Source organism: Microcoleus sp., assembly GCF_049646505.1.
In the GTDB taxonomy this organism is placed as follows: domain Bacteria; phylum Cyanobacteriota; class Cyanobacteriia; order Cyanobacteriales; family Microcoleaceae; genus Microcoleus.
This window is the reverse complement of record NZ_JBARVX010000125.1, coordinates 1-16,365: the sequence shown is the minus strand read 5'-3', so window position 1 is coordinate 16,365 and position 16,365 is coordinate 1. Positions and strand designations below refer to the sequence as shown.

Annotated in this window: 15 protein-coding genes and 1 pseudogene; 4 read left to right on the top strand and 12 right to left on the bottom strand. The window is 47.4% G+C overall.

All coding sequences use genetic code 11. The annotated features are described in order from the left end of the window. The 10 genes and pseudogenes from WBA89_RS07345 to recN all read right to left on the bottom strand — a co-directional run. Nucleotides 1–391, bottom strand: a pseudogene (locus tag WBA89_RS07345) (hypothetical protein); the annotation flags it as partial. 385 nt (nucleotides 392–776) lie between these two features. After that, on the bottom strand, nucleotides 777–1,289 hold the full coding sequence (locus tag WBA89_RS07340) for an inorganic diphosphatase (RefSeq protein WP_424405182.1): 513 nt from the start codon (nucleotides 1,287–1,289) through the stop codon (nucleotides 777–779). Nucleotides 1,290–1,328: 39 nt separating this feature from the next. Then, nucleotides 1,329–1,556: a hypothetical protein gene (locus WBA89_RS07335; RefSeq protein ID WP_424405180.1), complete on the bottom strand. Its 228-nt coding sequence runs from the start codon at nucleotides 1,554–1,556 to the stop codon at nucleotides 1,329–1,331. Beyond that, on the bottom strand, nucleotides 1,546–2,958 hold the full coding sequence (locus WBA89_RS07330; protein ID WP_424405178.1) for a serine/threonine protein kinase: 1,413 nt from the start codon (nucleotides 2,956–2,958) through the stop codon (nucleotides 1,546–1,548). Before WBA89_RS07330 ends, WBA89_RS07335 begins: the two co-directional genes overlap by 11 nt. A gap of 145 nt (nucleotides 2,959–3,103) precedes the next feature. After that, nucleotides 3,104–4,438 (bottom strand): serine/threonine protein kinase, encoded by a 1,335-nt coding sequence (locus tag WBA89_RS07325; RefSeq protein WP_424405176.1) that lies wholly within the window; start codon nucleotides 4,436–4,438, stop codon nucleotides 3,104–3,106. A 1-nt stretch (nucleotide 4,439) separates the two neighbouring features. Continuing rightward, nucleotides 4,440–4,601 carry a hypothetical protein gene (locus tag WBA89_RS07320; RefSeq protein ID WP_424405174.1) on the bottom strand — a complete coding sequence of 54 codons (162 nt, stop codon included), beginning with the start codon at nucleotides 4,599–4,601 and terminating at the stop codon, nucleotides 4,440–4,442. A gap of 182 nt (nucleotides 4,602–4,783) precedes the next feature. Next, a complete protein-coding gene (locus tag WBA89_RS07315) occupies nucleotides 4,784–5,332 on the bottom strand; it encodes an inorganic pyrophosphatase (protein ID WP_424405172.1) in 549 nt (182 codons plus the stop codon). A 426-nt stretch (nucleotides 5,333–5,758) separates the two neighbouring features. Beyond that, a complete protein-coding gene (locus WBA89_RS07310; RefSeq protein WP_424405170.1) occupies nucleotides 5,759–8,977 on the bottom strand; it encodes a GAF domain-containing protein in 3,219 nt (1,072 codons plus the stop codon). Nucleotides 8,978–9,348: 371 nt separating this feature from the next. Then, nucleotides 9,349–9,534 (bottom strand): hypothetical protein, encoded by a 186-nt coding sequence (locus WBA89_RS07305; protein ID WP_424405168.1) that lies wholly within the window; start codon nucleotides 9,532–9,534, stop codon nucleotides 9,349–9,351. A 283-nt stretch (nucleotides 9,535–9,817) separates the two neighbouring features. After that, on the bottom strand, nucleotides 9,818–11,569 hold the full coding sequence (gene recN / locus WBA89_RS07300; RefSeq protein ID WP_424405166.1) for a DNA repair protein RecN: 1,752 nt from the start codon (nucleotides 11,567–11,569) through the stop codon (nucleotides 9,818–9,820). On the opposite strand from recN, the gene WBA89_RS07295 reads away from it, so the two are divergent. Then, nucleotides 11,568–11,774 carry a hypothetical protein gene (locus WBA89_RS07295; RefSeq protein ID WP_424405164.1) on the top strand — a complete coding sequence of 69 codons (207 nt, stop codon included), beginning with the start codon at nucleotides 11,568–11,570 and terminating at the stop codon, nucleotides 11,772–11,774. The genes recN and WBA89_RS07295 overlap by 2 nt on opposite strands. An 85-nt stretch (nucleotides 11,775–11,859) precedes the next feature. Here WBA89_RS07295 and WBA89_RS07290 read toward each other — a convergent pair whose 3' ends face one another. Then, nucleotides 11,860–12,423 carry a Uma2 family endonuclease gene (locus WBA89_RS07290; protein WP_424405162.1) on the bottom strand — a complete coding sequence of 188 codons (564 nt, stop codon included), beginning with the start codon at nucleotides 12,421–12,423 and terminating at the stop codon, nucleotides 11,860–11,862. A 12-nt stretch (nucleotides 12,424–12,435) separates the two neighbouring features. Further along, nucleotides 12,436–13,524 carry a Holliday junction branch migration DNA helicase RuvB gene (gene ruvB / locus WBA89_RS07285; protein ID WP_424405160.1) on the bottom strand — a complete coding sequence of 363 codons (1,089 nt, stop codon included), beginning with the start codon at nucleotides 13,522–13,524 and terminating at the stop codon, nucleotides 12,436–12,438. Nucleotides 13,525–13,595: 71 nt separating this feature from the next. Here ruvB and WBA89_RS07280 point away from each other — a divergent pair, with 71 nt between their 5' ends. From WBA89_RS07280 to WBA89_RS07270, 3 genes are all read left to right on the top strand, one after another. Next, nucleotides 13,596–14,135 (top strand): hypothetical protein, encoded by a 540-nt coding sequence (locus WBA89_RS07280; protein WP_424405158.1) that lies wholly within the window; start codon nucleotides 13,596–13,598, stop codon nucleotides 14,133–14,135. A 147-nt stretch (nucleotides 14,136–14,282) separates the two neighbouring features. Further along, nucleotides 14,283–15,131, top strand: a complete 849-nt coding sequence (locus WBA89_RS07275) for an ABC transporter permease (protein WP_424405184.1) — start codon at nucleotides 14,283–14,285, stop codon at nucleotides 15,129–15,131. 173 nt (nucleotides 15,132–15,304) lie between these two features. Then, the coding region (locus WBA89_RS07270; RefSeq protein ID WP_424405156.1) for an ABC transporter ATP-binding protein at nucleotides 15,305–16,365 on the top strand (1,061 nt) is incomplete at its 3' end.

Here is a 16,365-nt window from a genome sequence, read left to right as displayed (position 1 = left end):
CATCGTTAGATTGTTTTACCTTAGTCCACAAAGTCTTATAGGTTCCAGAAACTTGTCTGGGTACGTTGCAAGCCATTTGGGCTCCAAGTCCAAAGTTCACTCGCAATTCGTTGTAGACCGCTTTTTGTAGCTTACCGCCATTGCTGGTTTTGCCTGCGTCAAAAGCGACTTGTGAAGTGTAATTCAAAGCATCTCGGTAGGCTAAAGTAGTCTGAGTCACCAAAGCTTTTTGCTCGGCAGTCAGGTTGAGTTTTAGCTTGGCGGTGATTACTTGGGACATTATTTTCACAAACTCTGGTGTTATTGTATAGCCTTTCTCAGAAAGATGAGGTACTGTCGGCCAAATAGGGCATCGGCCAAATAGGGCATCGGACATCGGGCCTAAAAGCATACCTCACCTTTGTGAGAACCGCTATATCTCGTGAAATCTAATATTGCAACAAGAGTCGAAGATTTGCTCGGCAGTCAGGCCTGGCGCGCATTCCTCCGGGCACTCAAGGTCGTACAGTTAGAGGGCCCGACTCCTGCTGTCTAGTTGATATTCTAGCCAACCGTTCCTCTACTGCATTCTTAGACGTGCAGCCGTCGCCTTAAGTTCGGCTTGCTGAATTTTGAGTCTGCTTGCAGTCGAGGAGTGGGGGCTAGGGGTTTATTTGCCCGGAGCACCGAAGGCGAAAGCTTTAATGGGTGCTTTCCCCGGTCGCTTGCTTGTAGAATAGGCGAGCCGAGAGATCGCTCCAACAAAAAAAGCTTTTTACTTGCGCTGCGGATGCTGCTTATTTACGATCGGCTGCGATGCACTTTTCGACTAAGGGCATTACTTGCTCGACATCTTGCCAACCCAGAATTTCTGTGACTTTTTTCTCCAAATTTTTGTAGGTCTTAAAAAATTCGGCTATTTCGTCCAAGCGGTGGGGGGCTACGTCTTTGAGGGACTTATAGTGAGCGTACCGGGGGTCTTTGTCGGGAACGCACAGCAGTTTTTCGTCTCTGTCGCCGCCATCGATCATTTCTAGCATTCCGATCGGACGGGCTGCGATAATGCACCCTGGAAATGTGGGCTCATCCATCATCACCATGCCGTCGAGGGGGTCGCCATCGTCGGCTAAGGTGTTGGGTATGAAGCCGTAGTCGCAGGGATACTGGACTGAGGAAGAGAGCACTCGATCGAGAGCAAAGGCTTGCAACTCTTTATCAAATTCGTACTTGTTTTTGCTACCGGCTGTGATTTCGATCAGGACGTTGAGCAGTCCTGGTTTTGGCTGTGCCGGAATTAGCGATAGATCCACAATAATATCTCCAAGTTAACAGACGATCGGGGATGACGGCTATTTGCACTCATCCCTTTGATAGCATTTTACGGGCGATCGGGAGCGATGCTGCACCAGATTGATAGAATGTGGCCGGAGGGCGATCGGCCCGAGGGCAATTTGAGGATGATGCTTGTGGAGTGTCACGCCTGCGGGGAAAATACACCGGAGGGGGGGACACCCATCCCAGAGTTTGAGAGAGGAATGGTTTGTTTGGGCGAGGGAGAGATTAATATCACCATTCATCTATTTTGTCTGTCGAAGTTCTTTTAATTTTCACTCCCAACCACTGGCTAAGTTCTGTTGCTAACCATTCGATTTCTGATTCACTTAGTCCATGTAGTCGATTACCATGTAGTCGATATTTTTGGTCGCCGGCTTGAACAATCACTTCAAAAGCTTTGGATGATCTATCTTGGCTTTTGACCGTAGTCCTAAATTCCAACTGGCAAATGTCCTGTCTGGGGGCTGGCTTGGAATGATTCCATCTCAACCCCAGCAGATGGCTGCCATAGGATATTTTCTGCCGATCTATTCTAAGACGCAATTCTCGAAATAGTGCAAAAAGAAACACTACTCCTACCACACATACGTAAGTTCCTGATATTTTTATTATAAGAAATTTGACAGTTATCGCTAACTTATATATCCAAGAATTCATCGGTATACTCGCTAGAGTTGAGATATTCCTTGCATATAGCGTCGGTGGCGCCAGCAGGGCAATTAAACCCAAACTGATTCCTTGTGGGGGAATTACAATTTCTATAAAGTCCGAATTTTTTATGAGTTTAATATCGCTGCCTGGTGGCTGCACTGCCCTAGGAATTTTGTCGATCTGGCGGGGATTTTTGAGCAACCGCAATGATTCTCCAGCAGAAGATAACCGTTTGTTTAAACTAGGTTCGGTCATCCACTGCAGCCAATCAATTAAATTAGAATTGATATGCGTTACCCGATCGGCAAATTGAATTCTCAAATCCTGCTGTGGCAGTTCCGTGGGATGCAAACCCGTTACCAAATAAATTAAAGTTGCGCCTAAACCGTAGAGGTCAGAAGCCGGAACCGAGCGCCCGCCAAATTGTTCCGGCGCCATATATCCGTAAGTTCCTACTACTGTAATTGTGCCGCCAAATTTTGCAGCTTGGTTCTGCACCGAACCGAAATCAACTAAATAAACTTGTCCGACCGAGTGACCGGATCTGCTGTGCAGTAAAATATTGCTGGGTTTAATATCGCGGTGAATAACAGGCGGATTTTGCTCGTGCAAATAACTCAAAATTTCTAACAGCGCTTTAGCTAACTCTTTCACGTCGCTTTCGCTAAAAGTACGTCCCGACCGCAAATGCTCTTCCAAAGTTTTCCCTTCTACATAAGTCTGTACCAGGGCAAATCCTTTGCTGTCAGGTTCGTCAATTTCCAGGTAGTCGAGGTAACGAGGAATTGCTGGGTGATCGAGTGCTTTTAAAGTTTCCGCTTCTCGTTCAAATAGCTTGAGGTCTTGCCATTCAAAATCGCTGCCGAGGAATAGCTGTTTGATGACAACTAATTTTTGAGTTTGCAAATCACGAGCTAGCAGGGTTTGACGACCAGTTTGTTTTCCCAGTTGCCGCTGCACTTGGTAGCGTTCTGCTAATATTTTGCTGGTCATATTTTTTACCTTAATTTTAACTTGAGGTTATCATCGGCATCCCGAAACCGGTTTTTTTTAGCGAGTTTGGCGGTTGCAACGAAGTATTTTCGTAAAAACCCGGTTTCGAGGAGTCGGAGTGCCTAAGTCCTATCTAAATTTTAGACTACAGTTCGCTTGCTTTTTGATACCACCGGGCAATAGACTTGCTAGTTGCACCCATTGACAGTCCTGTAATTAGCGACGGTGCAAGCACCAAGATAATATATTCACTGGAGGACATAATAGGATTACCGCCATTGTGGCTCACATAACGCTCCGCCATTCGCAGAAAGAAAGGCATGGGTGTCAAGGTGCAGAGTCCAATACTAATTGGAGTTAAAATCTGTCGGTGAAGTTTGGGATTAGTTAAGGGATAAAACCACAAGCGCGTCACAATTCCTACGATGATTCCGTTTACCAACCCCAGCCGCCAGCCGAGATAAATGCCCATGGTTCCTCCGATAATTGTCGCCACGCCCGGCGGATAAATAAAGGTGCTGTAAATTCCTATAGAAGCTCCTACAGCTAGAGTTCCTATCCAAGTGCTGCACACGATCGCATTCCAGAACAAGCTAAAGGTGTTCACAGTTTTTCCCTGTTTCAATGCTAGGGAATATTTATTGATTTGCTGTGGTTTTTCTAAAACTTCTTTGGCTATTTGGACTGAGGCGGGACGGCGCTCTAAACTCGGATTTGTCATCCACTTCAGCCAATTGGTAAAACCTGGACTCAGTTGGGTGAATTGCTCGAATTCAATCTGCAAATCTTGCTGCGGCAAATCGGCTGGATGCTGCTTGGTAATTAAGGCGATTAATGTTGCTCCCAAGCCGTACAAGTCGGATGCGGGAACTGCTCTCCCGCCAAATTGTTCGGGCGGCATATAGCCGTAGGTTCCCACAACAGTGACTGTTTTTCCCTGTTGGGTTGCTAGGGTTTGAACTGCACCAAAATCGACTAGGTAAACTTCGCCGACGCTGTTTCCCGATCGATTTTTGAGCAAGATATTGCTCGGTTTAATGTCGCGGTGAATCACCGGAGGCTGTCGCTGGTGCAGGTAGGCGAGGATGTCTAGCAATGCTGCGGCTAATTGTTTGACTTCGGTTTCGCTGAAGCTGCGCCCGTCTGAAAGATATTCTTGTAGGGATTTGGCTTCGATGTAAGTCTGAACTAAGGCGAATCCTTTGCGGCTGGGAGTGTCGATTTCAAAGGAGTCTAGATATTGGGGAATTGCGGGATGGGATAGGGATTTTAAGGTTTCGACTTCTCGCTGGAACAGTTTTAAGTCTTCCCAGTTAAAATCGCTGCTGAATGAGAGCAGTTTGACTACTACTTGCTGTTGCGTGTTTAAGTCGCGGGCGAGTAATGTTTGCCGTCCTGCTTGCTTGCCGAGTCGCCGATCGCACTTGTAACGATTTGCTAATATTTCTCCTGACAAATCGCCGATGTTTTGTCCGCTCATGTTAACCTGCCGCTGAAGCGATTAAACCTAGCTTAGCCGACAAAACTCCGATTGTCTGTGCTTGTTTGAGCGATCGATCGTGTTCGTGGGGCGGGTTTACGAGATGATTGGTTTTAGGCCCCGATTGTTGGTAAGCTGTTGCGGCATTTAAATTGAATGTCAAAAAAAATCCCCTTCTTTGCTCGTTACTTTCGCTCTGCCTGGTAATGCAGATCCGGAGGCTCTGCCTCCTTTGAGGAAGGCAACTTACAGGAGAGAGGACTGTAGGAGGTGTTTAAGTTATTAAGTTTTCGATCCTTAATGCGATCGCGCACTGCAAAAAACGCCCCTGATTTAAACTTGAATTTAACGTTTAATTTGCTTGTAAGTTGACTGCACTACATCGAGCAGGGTGAAGATTTGTTGCCATTGGGGAGCGTCGGGATTGTAGCTTTTGGCGCGCTGAATTTTTAAACTTTGGTGCAACAGATCCAGCAGCGCGTCTGGAGACTCCGAGGAACTCTCATCTTCATCTGTCGGGCCGCGGGCTGCCTTTTCTTCGATTGTTTCTTTGATAGTTTGCGCCCTATCTGCGAGGCTCAAAGCTCGGCTCGCCATGTTTTCCGGCATTTTTGGCCGTTCCGACAAAGACTCGCCCGTCAGTTCTTCGAGCAGTTGGCGAACTTGAGCCACCCAGTCGAAATCGTTTACTGAAAACGAGTCGGATTTCAACGCTTGTCCCTGCTGTCTTTGCTGAACGCTTTGCAATTTCTGGATCAGGGGAAGAGACTTTAGAGTGATGTTTTCGGGGATTCTGGGGATATCTGACAGCGAGCTGCGAGCAATCTCTAGCAATAGTTGGTAAATCTGATCTACCCACTCAATATCTCCCGGTTGCGAATTCCAATTATCCATAACTGATGCTAGTAGTTTTCTATATCTAAGACTAGAACGTTGACTTATTGATGAAAGCAAGTTGATTTTAGGATCTGCAAACGCTATTAAGACTTTCGCGCGCCCCGTCAAAAACCCGGTTGCTGAGCGGATGTTTTGTCACCTCCGGCCAAAATTTTTCTCAGAAACTGGGCAAATCTCGGCGCAAGTCCTAACTATTTTTTCAGCCCTTCTGAGGGTAGAAGTGCTTTGTTTGTTGCTGCAGGTAGCGCCGCAAGCTGGCATCTGGGTCGATCGAGGCAAGGGACTTCAAGTCCGCTTATCTAACAATCATACCTGTTGGAGCTGATTTAAAATTGCCCCAACAAGATATTGAGGTTAGTTGGTTGGAGGGCGGGGCGCACCCCCGATCGGGCAAAGGCCCCTGTCGGAACCCAAGTGATGCTGCTATTTTTCGGTGAGATTCCACACGCCGTCCCAGTTTAGTACATCTGAAAACCTGTGCTGAAATAACTTACAGCGATCGACGTGCAATTTAGCTGCCTTGTTTTTGGGGTCTACTTCCAGAACGAGGTTAAATTCGCGTTCCGCGTCTCTAAAAGCTTGCTTGGCTTTTGGTTCCAAAGCTTTCTTAAACTCGCTCAACACTTTTTTCACCCGATCGAGTCCGAGATTTTCAAATTCCTCCTCTAACATTTCTGCAACTGTTTCGGAGGCTCTACTTTTAATTTTCGCCTGCAATAGCTGCCTGATTTGTGCGGGTTTCAGTCTCTTGATTTTGGAATTTGACGGTTCTAAGATGTCTGCTTCCAACAGTTTTTTGACTTCACCCTCTTGCAAGGATTGAATCTCCTCTGCTGAAAGCGGCTTGATTTTTGCTTGGATCAGCATTTTTGCTTCGTCTTCCGAAAGATTTTTGAGTCCCTCCAATTTCAGCAGTTGGATTTCTGGCTGCAGCAGCACGATCAGTTTGTCTGCTTCGGACAGATTTTTTGGGTCGTACTCTGACAGTTTTTTCACTTGATATAACAGTTGTTTTAGTTCGTGTTCCAACTGTTGCTCGACATTGTAGGACTGTTTTTTAATCTCTCCCTCCGGCATTTGCGCGACATTATCTAAGATGTTTCTCACCTCATTCTCTGAGAGTTTTTGAGTGACTGGCGTCTTGTAATATTCGCGGGCATTGTTGTAGTGTTCTACAATTTTTTCCTGTTTTTCTGTCAGGGGTTTGCCAATGGGGGAACATCCCTCGCGGATGCCGACAAGTTCGTAAACGATTACGGGTTCGGTTTTGCCTTTGACAGTAATAAAGTCGAGTTCCCGCACGTAGACTCGATCTTGGTATTTTTTGTAGGTGTTGTCACTGATGATTAAATCGGTGCCGTACTGTTTGCTGGCACCTTCTAAGCGAGAGGCGAGGTTTACGCCGTCTCCTATGGAAGTCAATTCCATGCGTTTGCTACTGCCGATGTTGCCGCTGACAACTTGATCGGAATGTATTCCCATACCGATACTGATTGGCAACTCGCCATTAGCCACGCGAGTTTCATTGAATTCTTTCAATTTTTCCCGCATTTCGACTGCGGTTTGCATGGCGCACCAGGCATCGTGGTCTAGAGGTGCTGGAGAGCCAAAAACTGCCATCAGAGCGTCGCCGATGTATTTGTCGAGAGTACCTCCGTACTTGAATACAACATCTACCATCACTTCAAAATATTTATTCAGCATCACCACTACTTCTTCGGCTTGCAATTTTTCCGTAAGTGTGGTATAGCCGCGAATATCTGAGAACAGTACCGAAACTTCCTTGCGCTTGCCGCCCAATCCTGTATCCCCTGAAGCTAAAAGCGCTTCGGCTACTTCTGGGGTCATGTAACGGTACATCAAGTTTTTGACTTGTTTGGCGCTGCTAATATCTTCCATGACTACTAACGCGCCGTTGACCTTGTTGGGGTCGGTAGCGTCGGTCATTGAGTTGATGGAGAGATTGATACTCTGGGATTTTCCATCGCAGGATAGCAAAACTTGATCTGGATAATACTGCTGGCGATCTTTTTCGTCTTCTGGCATCAAAGACGCATCGAACCACTTAGCAAAATCGCCTTTTTCTAACTTAATTAACTCGCGCAAACATTGGCCTTCGGCTAAGGCGGCATAGCTAACACCGAGTAATTTTTTGGCACTAGGATTTGTCGCTACTATATTGCCTTTTTTATCTGTAGATATCACGCCGTTAGTCAGGGCGTGCAGCATATCTTTTTGTCTTTGTTCTTGCTGTTTGACTTCGGCAAACAGTTTGGCGTTTTGCAGCGCTACTCCTGCTTGGATGTTAAACGCCTTCATAAATTCCATATCGGTGCGATTGAAACTCGCTTTCCACTGTTCCGGTGCATGAGGCCAATCTGTCGGGTTGTAGGCCGGGAATTCTCCTTGTCGTTTTTTATTAACTAATTGGGTGACACCTATTAATTTGTGGTCGGAGTTGAATACTGGCATACACAGCATACTGCAAGTGCGGTAGCCGGATTTTTGATCTACTTCTTTGGCAGTGGCGGCGCGGGGGTCGTCGTACACGTCAAAGGGAATCAGCAGGGGTTCGCTGGATTGGGCGACGATGCCTGCAAAACCGGCGGTTCTGGGTATGCGAATTTCTCTAAGGTTGCCGGCGATCGGGATTTTTGTCCACAGTTCGTCTTTGTCTTCGTCGATCAGCCAGAGGGTGCTGCGATCGGCATTCATAAGTTCTTGAGCCTGATCCATCACCCTTTTTAGGGTATCTTCTAAGTCTAGACTGCTCTTAGAAAGAGCGTTTACGGCATTCATCAGCGCCGCGGCCGCCCGCTGTCTCTGAGTTGCTGCGTAGAAAGATTTAGAAGATTCTAGGATTAGGCGAATTGAGGGAGCAAATTCTTTAAAAACTTTTTCGTCTTCTTCTGTGAATCCTGTCCTGTCGATTTGTTCGTCTAAAGTAGGATATTTTTCGTGGTTAGGTTTGAGTTTATTAATCAGTTGAACGACTGCTACTAACTCGTTTGTTTCTTCATTAACCAGGGGCATTGCCAGCATTGTATAAGTGCGGTAGCCCGTTTTTTCATCGGTTTTTTTGGCGTTAGCCGATCGCGAGTCGTTGTAAAAATCGTAAGGAATGTTAACCACTTTTCTGTCTGTGGCTACTTCTCCAGCAATACCGACGTGGGCGGGAACTCTGATTTCTAGGTTTTTGCCATTTTCGTCTTTAGCGACGATCGCCCAGAGTTCATTTTTTTCGTCGTCCAATAAAAATATTGTACTGCGATCGGCATTGAGCAATTCCCCTGTTTTGAGGGTAATCGACTGCAACATTTCGTTGAGTATGGCATCAAATCCCTCGCTTTCAAGGATATTGTCGAGCATTCCCAAGGTTTGATTGACAACCTTAAGTTTGTCTTCTACTTCCTTAACTACTACTGTGAAACTTTGCTTGTTTAGGAGGTCGAGAATTCCGGACAGGTTTCCCTGGCTCGGAATAATTGCAGAGGGAGAGGGAGAGACAGGGGCAGAAGGAGGGGGAGGGGGAGGGGGAGGAGGAGAATAGGGTTCCTGATGGTGATTGTCATCGCCGACAACAGCGACATCTATCACGTTGTCGAGAGAAGAGTAATTGGTGGAAGATGCAGGAGGATTCATAGACCTTTACAGAAGCTTAAGTGTAAGGGTTAGTCTTTAAGCTAGGAGAGGGAACAAGTTTATTAGTGAGTAAGTCGATTTTAGATTTTAGATTTACGTGCTACAGATGAATCTGAGAGCTTAAACTCTGGTCTAAAATTTCGATCTATCCACGGTAGCCTAGCAGGGGGAAGGTATTTATTTTTGGATGGGGTCACGGGTGGCACAAGACTCAAGTATGCGTGAAACAAACTATTTCCCAGTTTACAGAAGTCTGGTCACAGGGCAAGGAAAGTTCAGTTGGCTTTGCTGGTGGACTGCGGGTGGGACGGTAAAGCGGCTGCGGCATTGCTCTACTTTTTAGAGAAGGCGAATATTGTTTAAATGATTTATTAAGTGATTTTGACATTGTGGTTGCCTGTTTTAAGTAGCTTGTTTGACCGATCGCCCGGATCGATCGCCTGCAGAAACATGAATGCTTGCAGGGCGGGGGACTGCTGAAACAGAGAAGGCATTGCGGGACTAGCGGCAACTGTGACACTAACAGTTGCTAGTGATGCGTGCCGTTCTCTATACAATTGTGGTTTTTAACTATAATTTATGTCAATTTTGCTGCTAGAAGCTTTCATTCCGGGAACAAAGTCACGCAGCTTTCAGCTTTTTTTTGTAAAATTTGCGGTTGCCATTTTTAGTGTAACCTCCGGCTCGGAAAAACTCCGCCTTTTGCACCCCCCGATCGGCTCAGGGTTGTTTCCGGTTACATCGGAATGTAGGTTTAAACGCAGAGACCGCAGAGGACACAGAAAGAGAATAGAGAGATGAATGCAGCAGGACGATGCTGCCGAATTTGAGATCGCCGGTTCAGGGTTTGGCGGACTGAATTTGGCGCAATCCGGCGGCTTCGACAAGCAGGGATTCGGCGAAGGCGATCGCCTCTGTGGCCGATCGACCGCTGGCGAGTTGGGCGAGTTCTTCGCGGCGCTGCTGGCTGTTGAGGGCGGCAACTCTGACTACAGTACGTTCGCCCGGTTCGGAGTCGGCTGCTTCGACGATATTTGGTTCTGCTGCGACCGTCATTTTGTTGACGCGAAAATGACGGTCGGCCATCGCGGCGATCAGCGGCTGGTGGGTGACGCAGAGAACTTGGTGTTTGTCGGAGAGTTGGTGGAGTTTTTTGGCGATCGCGCCGGCGACTCTCCCGGAAACTCCGGCGTCGATTTCGTCAAAAATTAGGGTTCCGGCGCTTTCGATTTGGGAAAAACAGGCTTTGATGGCGAGCAGAAAGCGGCTCATTTCTCCCCCGGAGGCGATCGCCCCTAACGGTTGTAGCGGTTCTCCCGGATTGGGGCTGAAACAAAAGGCGATTTGGTCTGCACCGGTGGCGGTTGGGCTACAAGGCGAGATTGCGACTTGAAATTGTACTTTTTCCATTGCTAAGGGCTTGAGTTCTCCGACAAGGTGTGTTTCTAGTTTGAGGGCTGCTTCGCGCCGCAGGATTGTCAGGTGGCTGCAAGCGTCTTTTAATTGGTCTAAAGCGGTGTGATATGCGAGTTCTAAGGCTTCCATTGACTCGCCTCCTTCTAAAAGTTCGTTTAGTTCGTTTTGGATGCTTTGGTAGTAGGCGATCGCTTCTGAGAGAGGCCCGTATTTTCGGCAAATTTGTTTGAGTTCGCGAATTCTGTCTTCTACTTCTTCGAGTCTTTCGGGATCTGCTTCTAGTTGTTCGCCGTAGCTGCTAATTTGCCTGCTGGCTTCTGTAGCTTGAGCTAAAGCATCGCTGACCATTTCTAGGATTGGTTGCAACTGCACATCGTAAACGGCCATGTCGCTTAAAATTACTTCGGCTTTGCTCAACAAGTCGGCGGCTGAGGCGGTGTCGCCCTCGTTTTGGTAAAGGGCTTGGTGAACTTTGTAACTTTGCTGCTGCAATTCGACAATGTGGCCGAGGCGGATTGATTCTTGTTCTAGGTGTGCGAGTTCCTCGCTGTCTTCGATGTTGGCTTCGCCGAGTTCTCGGACTTGGTACTGCAATAAATCGAGTCTTTGCAGGCGCTGCTGTTCTGACTGACGCCTGCGTTTGAGTGCTGTTTTGGCGGTGCTGGCTCCGATCCACGCTTTGGTGATTGTCGATCGAGCTTCAGTGAGTTTTTTGCCGCCGTACAAGTCTAGCCATTCTCGCTGGAGGGTTTCTTGTCCGAGGTGGACGGTTTGGCCTTGGGCGGTAATTTCGACGAGCCGATCGCGCAGTTGCTCCATTAACTGGCGGTTGACGAGAATTCCGTTCAAACGCGATCTGGTACGCAGAGCACCGCTCGTGGCGTTAATTTCCCGGCTGCAAACGGCTAAATTTCCGTCTATGGGTTCGATTTCTTGCTCGCCCAGCCATTTTGCCGAGGATGAGTCCAATTCAAAGGTAGCCTCCAATATTGCCCGCGCAGCTCCGGTGCGAATCGATCGGCGATCGACCTTCCCGCCCAAAACTGCATCGATCGCATCCAGGATAATCGATTTACCAGCACCGGTTTCCCCTGTAAATACGTTCAAACTCGGGCCAAATTCTAGCTCCAGGCAGTCAATTAAGGCAAAGTTTTCTATTCTGAGGTATAGCAACATGGGGAATTGGGAATTGGGAATTGGGAATTGGGGATTGGGGATTGGGGATTGGGAATTGGGAATTGGGAATTGGGAATTGGGAATTGGGAATTGGGAATTGGGCATCGGGCATCGGGCATCGGGCATCGGGCATCGGGCATCGGGCATCGGGCATCGGGCATCGGGGATTGGAGGCAGAGCCGGGAAGGTTATTGGTAACAAATAACAAATAACAAATAACAACTGTCAACTGTCAGGGCCCGCACTCTTGGCACCGCCCCTACCACAGGTCAACTGTCAACTGACTTCTGCTATAGTTTCAACCACCCAAATAAATCTCCTACCGTCAGCCGCAATTCTGCTGCCCAATCTGGAACGGGCAACAATTCTTCGGGTTTTGCTAAAATTTCCGGTTGCTTTCCAGGGGGATAAATTAAGATCGATTGCACCATCGGATCGATCAGCCAACCCATTTTAGTGCCGTTTTTCAAACAGTGTAAAATATTCCCAGTTACTTTAGTTTGACTCTGGCCTGGAGACAGAATTTCAATTGTCCAATCTGGGTAAGTTTCAAATACATTAGCAACATCCCCATTTTCATCAACTGGTATTCTTTCCCAAGTAAATACTGTGACATCTGGCACGATCGAGCGGCCGCCAAAAGTACACCGCAATTCAGGAAATGCTAAAGCAATTTTCTGATTTTTAACTGCGACATTGATGGCTGGGACTAATTCACCTTGAATCCGGCTATGTTTTCCTTGTGGCATAGGTTTTTGGATGATTTGACCGCTGACATATTCGCTAGCTGGTTCGGTTTCTGGCAATTTTAGAAACTCGGACAAAGTTAGTGTTTTTGTTTGTACTTGTACCATTTATTACTCCTTTTAGTCCATAAAACCTAGATGTTTCCTAGCAGCCAGAGTTACCATTCTGCCCCGACTTGTCCGCTGCAAAAAGCCGATTTGCATTAAGTACGGTTCGTATACATCCTCAATGGTTTGAGTGTCTTCTCCTGTAGAAGCTGCAATCGTTTCTAAACCCACCGGGCCGCCGTTAAAGTTTTCGATCATTGCTGTCAGAAGACACCTATCTGTCCAATCCAAACCCTGCGGATCGACGTTGAACAATTCTAGGGCTGCGGATGCAACTTCGGCATTAATTGGCTTTAAGTTTTTGACTTCGCTGTAGTCTCTAACTCGGCGCAGCAAGCGGTTAGCGATGCGGGGCGTTCCGCGAGCTCGGCGGGCAATTTCTTCGGCTCCTTCTGGGGTGATTTTAGTGTCGAGAACTTGGGCGCTTCTTTGGACAATTAAACTTAGTTCGTCTATTTCGTAGTAGCGCAATCTTTGGATTAAGCCGAAGCGATCGCGCAAGGGAGATGTCAGCGAGCCGACTTTGGTGGTGGCTCCTACTAAGGTAAAGGGTTTTAGGGGAATGCTGCGGATTTTGGCGCTTTTTCCTTGACCGATCGTAATATCTAAACGGCAGTCTTCCATTGCCGGATAGAGGATTTCTTCGCTAACTTTAGATAAGCGGTGAATTTCGTCGATAAACAGCACGTCGCCTGCTTTGAGGTTGACGAGCAATCCGACAATATCTCGCGGTTTTTCTAGGGCTGGGGCGGTGGTGATTTTGCACTCAACTTCCATTTCTGCTGCTAGAATTAGCGACATTGTAGTTTTGCCCAACCCGGGCGGCCCGTACAGTAACAGGTGATCCATCGGTTCGCCGCGGGATTTTGCCGCTGCAATGGCGATCGCCAAAACTTCTCTCAAGTCTTTTTGCCCGATGTATTCAGCTAACCGCTGGGGGCGGATTTTGTCGTCTTGTTTGCTGTTGATTTCGTCTGGCAGTTCTTGCGCTTCTACCAGCGATTCCGCTTTGGGTTTGGCGGCTTTTTTGCGGGGGGCTGGGGCTATGTCTTCGGGTAGATTTGGGTCGGGGGGCTGTTGTTTGGAGGAAATTATAGCCATATTTATTTGCGATCGCGCAGCGGGAATTGTTTACAATTAATAGCAGAATCTTTAGAATTTTTGAGTGGGTTATGAGTATTCCATCTTCTTTATTAGCGTCGGAAAGTATAACTTTTGAGGAGGCGATCGCGCTGACTCAATCTTTACTGTCGCTGATCGAGAGCGATCGACTTTTAGAGACCGAGATCGAGCAAGCTGTTAAATCTCTGGTGAAAACTGCCAACGGTGCTAGGGGTTTTTTTGTCACCTATCTGACGGACGACCGACAGGTGGCAGACCGGCCGTCACCCGGAGTTGTCGAGGCGCTGCGATCGGCTCCTGAGATCGTAGCAGAACTGCTGGTGAAAAATGTGGCGATGTCGGCGGCAATGGTGTTGCATCATTCGCGCCAGGAAAACGAGGAAATGGCGGCGGGTTCTGCTAGAGTGCAGGAGCGATCGCGCAATTTAATTCAAATCCTGAAAATGCCCGCCTGTCAAGCTGTAGCGTCGCAAATGCTAGAAAGTTTACAAACTAAAGAAGGTGAGTATGAGGAGTTTTTCCAACGCTGGGGCTACGACGACGAGCAAAGAGTCGCGATCGGTTCGGCAGTTGGGGAGGCGATCGGCTAAAATAACATCCTTCGCTCTTGTGACAGATGCTTGATCAAAACGGCGGGGCTGTGGAATAATTGCGGTTTAGCAAAAGCTGCGATGGTGCAGCTCGAGTTGATTTAGGTGTGAAGGTAGTGAACGAGGGCGAAAAAATTGCACAGAACTGTGAAGGGAGTTGCCCGAAAAGCCCGAACGGCCTGCCGCAGGCAGGAGGCAAACAGCCAGCGCTGGGCGAAGGTGAATCTGCTGGCTACATTGGTGCGCCGGGACTTGGAAGCTCAATACAAAGGCTCGATTCTGGGCAATTTGTGGCCGCTGCTGAATCAGCTATCGCAATTGGTGATTTACACCTACGTATTCTCGATCGTCCTCAAGGTAAAGCTCAAACTTGCAGGCTTCCCGGAAAACAGCGACATCACATTTGGAGTCTGGCTGTTTGCAGGTTTGTTACCTTGGAGCGCTTTCACCAGCGGTTTGATTAAATCGGGAGTATCCGTAGTAGGTCAGCCAAATTTAGTCAAAAAAGTAGTATTTCCCCTCGGTTTGCTGCCCCTCGTGCCGATTTTTACAGCTTTTATTGAAAGTTCTCTCGGTTTAGCAGCCTTGATTCTGATCGTAGCAGTATCCTCGCAAAAGCTCAACGCTACTTTATGCTTGCTACCGCTGGTTTGGGTGCCTCAGTTGTTGCTCACAGCCGGCTTGGGATATTTGACAGCGGGCTTAACCGTGTTTTTGCGAGACATTCCTCAGACATTAGGTGTTATTCTAAATTTTTGGTTTTATTTGACGCCGATCGTCTACCCAGCATCAATCATCCCCGAAGCATGGCGAGCGTGGATATTTTGGTTGAATCCAATGGCCGCCATCTCCGAGGTTTATCGAGACCTCATCCTGCTGGGAGAAGTCAAACACTGGGGCGAATGGGGTGTCGCCACCCTAATCTCTGGTGCTATATTTTGGGTCGGTTTAGCGGTTTACCGGCGTTTGCGTCCCGCTTTTGCTGACGTGCTGTAATATGTTTTACATTTAAATGCAATCTACCGTCGAAAATCGCGATCGAGGTTCGCAGTCAGGACTTTAGTCCGCATAAAAAATCAGAGGACTCGCATTCCGAACGATCGAACCTATTTTTTGTTCTAACAGACATAATATCAATCTAAAATCTCAAATATAAAATATAAAATCGGATGACTGAAAATGTAATTTCACTAAAAAATGTTTCCAAATGCTTTAAGCGGTACGATCGCCCAGGAGACCGCTTAAAAGAAATTATTTATCCAAATAAAAAATTTGCCGATGAATTTTGGGCACTCTCCGACATCAATCTGGAAATTCCTAAAGGACAAACTCTAGGAGTAGTCGGTCGCAACGGATCGGGAAAAAGCACGCTTTTGCAAATCATTGTGGGGACGCTGACACCCACCGCAGGAAGCGTCCAAGTCCAAGGGCGAATATCCGCTTTGTTGGAACTCGGAAGCGGGTTCAACCCGGAATTTACCGGAAGACAAAACGTGTTTTTTAACGCTCAAATACTCGGATTCAATCACCAAGAAACTGAAGAAAAATTTGACGAAATCGCGGCTTTTGCTGATATTGGAGATTTCATCGATCAGCCAGTCAAAACCTATTCTAGCGGTATGTTTGTCAGACTGGCTTTTGCCGTTGCGACTAGCGTCGAACCAGATATTTTAGTGGTAGACGAGGCGCTTTCGGTGGGCGACGAAGCTTTTCAGCGCAAGTGTTTTGCCCGATTGCAAAGCATTCAAGAAAGTGGCGGAACGATTTTATTTGTTTCTCACGCTGCTAGTTCTGTGGTGCAGCTTTGTACTTCGGCGATTTTAATGGATAGCGGGGAATTGCTGCTCGCTCACACGCCGAAGGTGGTAATTTCTAAGTATCAAAAGCTGATTTATGCCGATCCGGATCGGGTTCTGGAGTTGAAGTCAGATATTCGAGTTCTCAACCAACTGACAAAACAGGAAAGTGAAAAAACTCTTCAGGATGTTAATTTAGATAGCACAAAAACGGAGGTTGAACCGGAGCAATATCTTTCCCAACCCAAGGAACATTATGATGAATTTTTCGATCCGGGGATGATACCGTCGAATACGGTGCGGTATCCGTCTCGCGGCGCGGAAATTATTAACCCGCGCATCGAAACGCTGCAGGGAAATGTGGTAAATCACTTGCTCGGCCGTCAAGATTATGTTTACACTTACTCTGTCACTTTCTCGCGGTCAACTTCCAA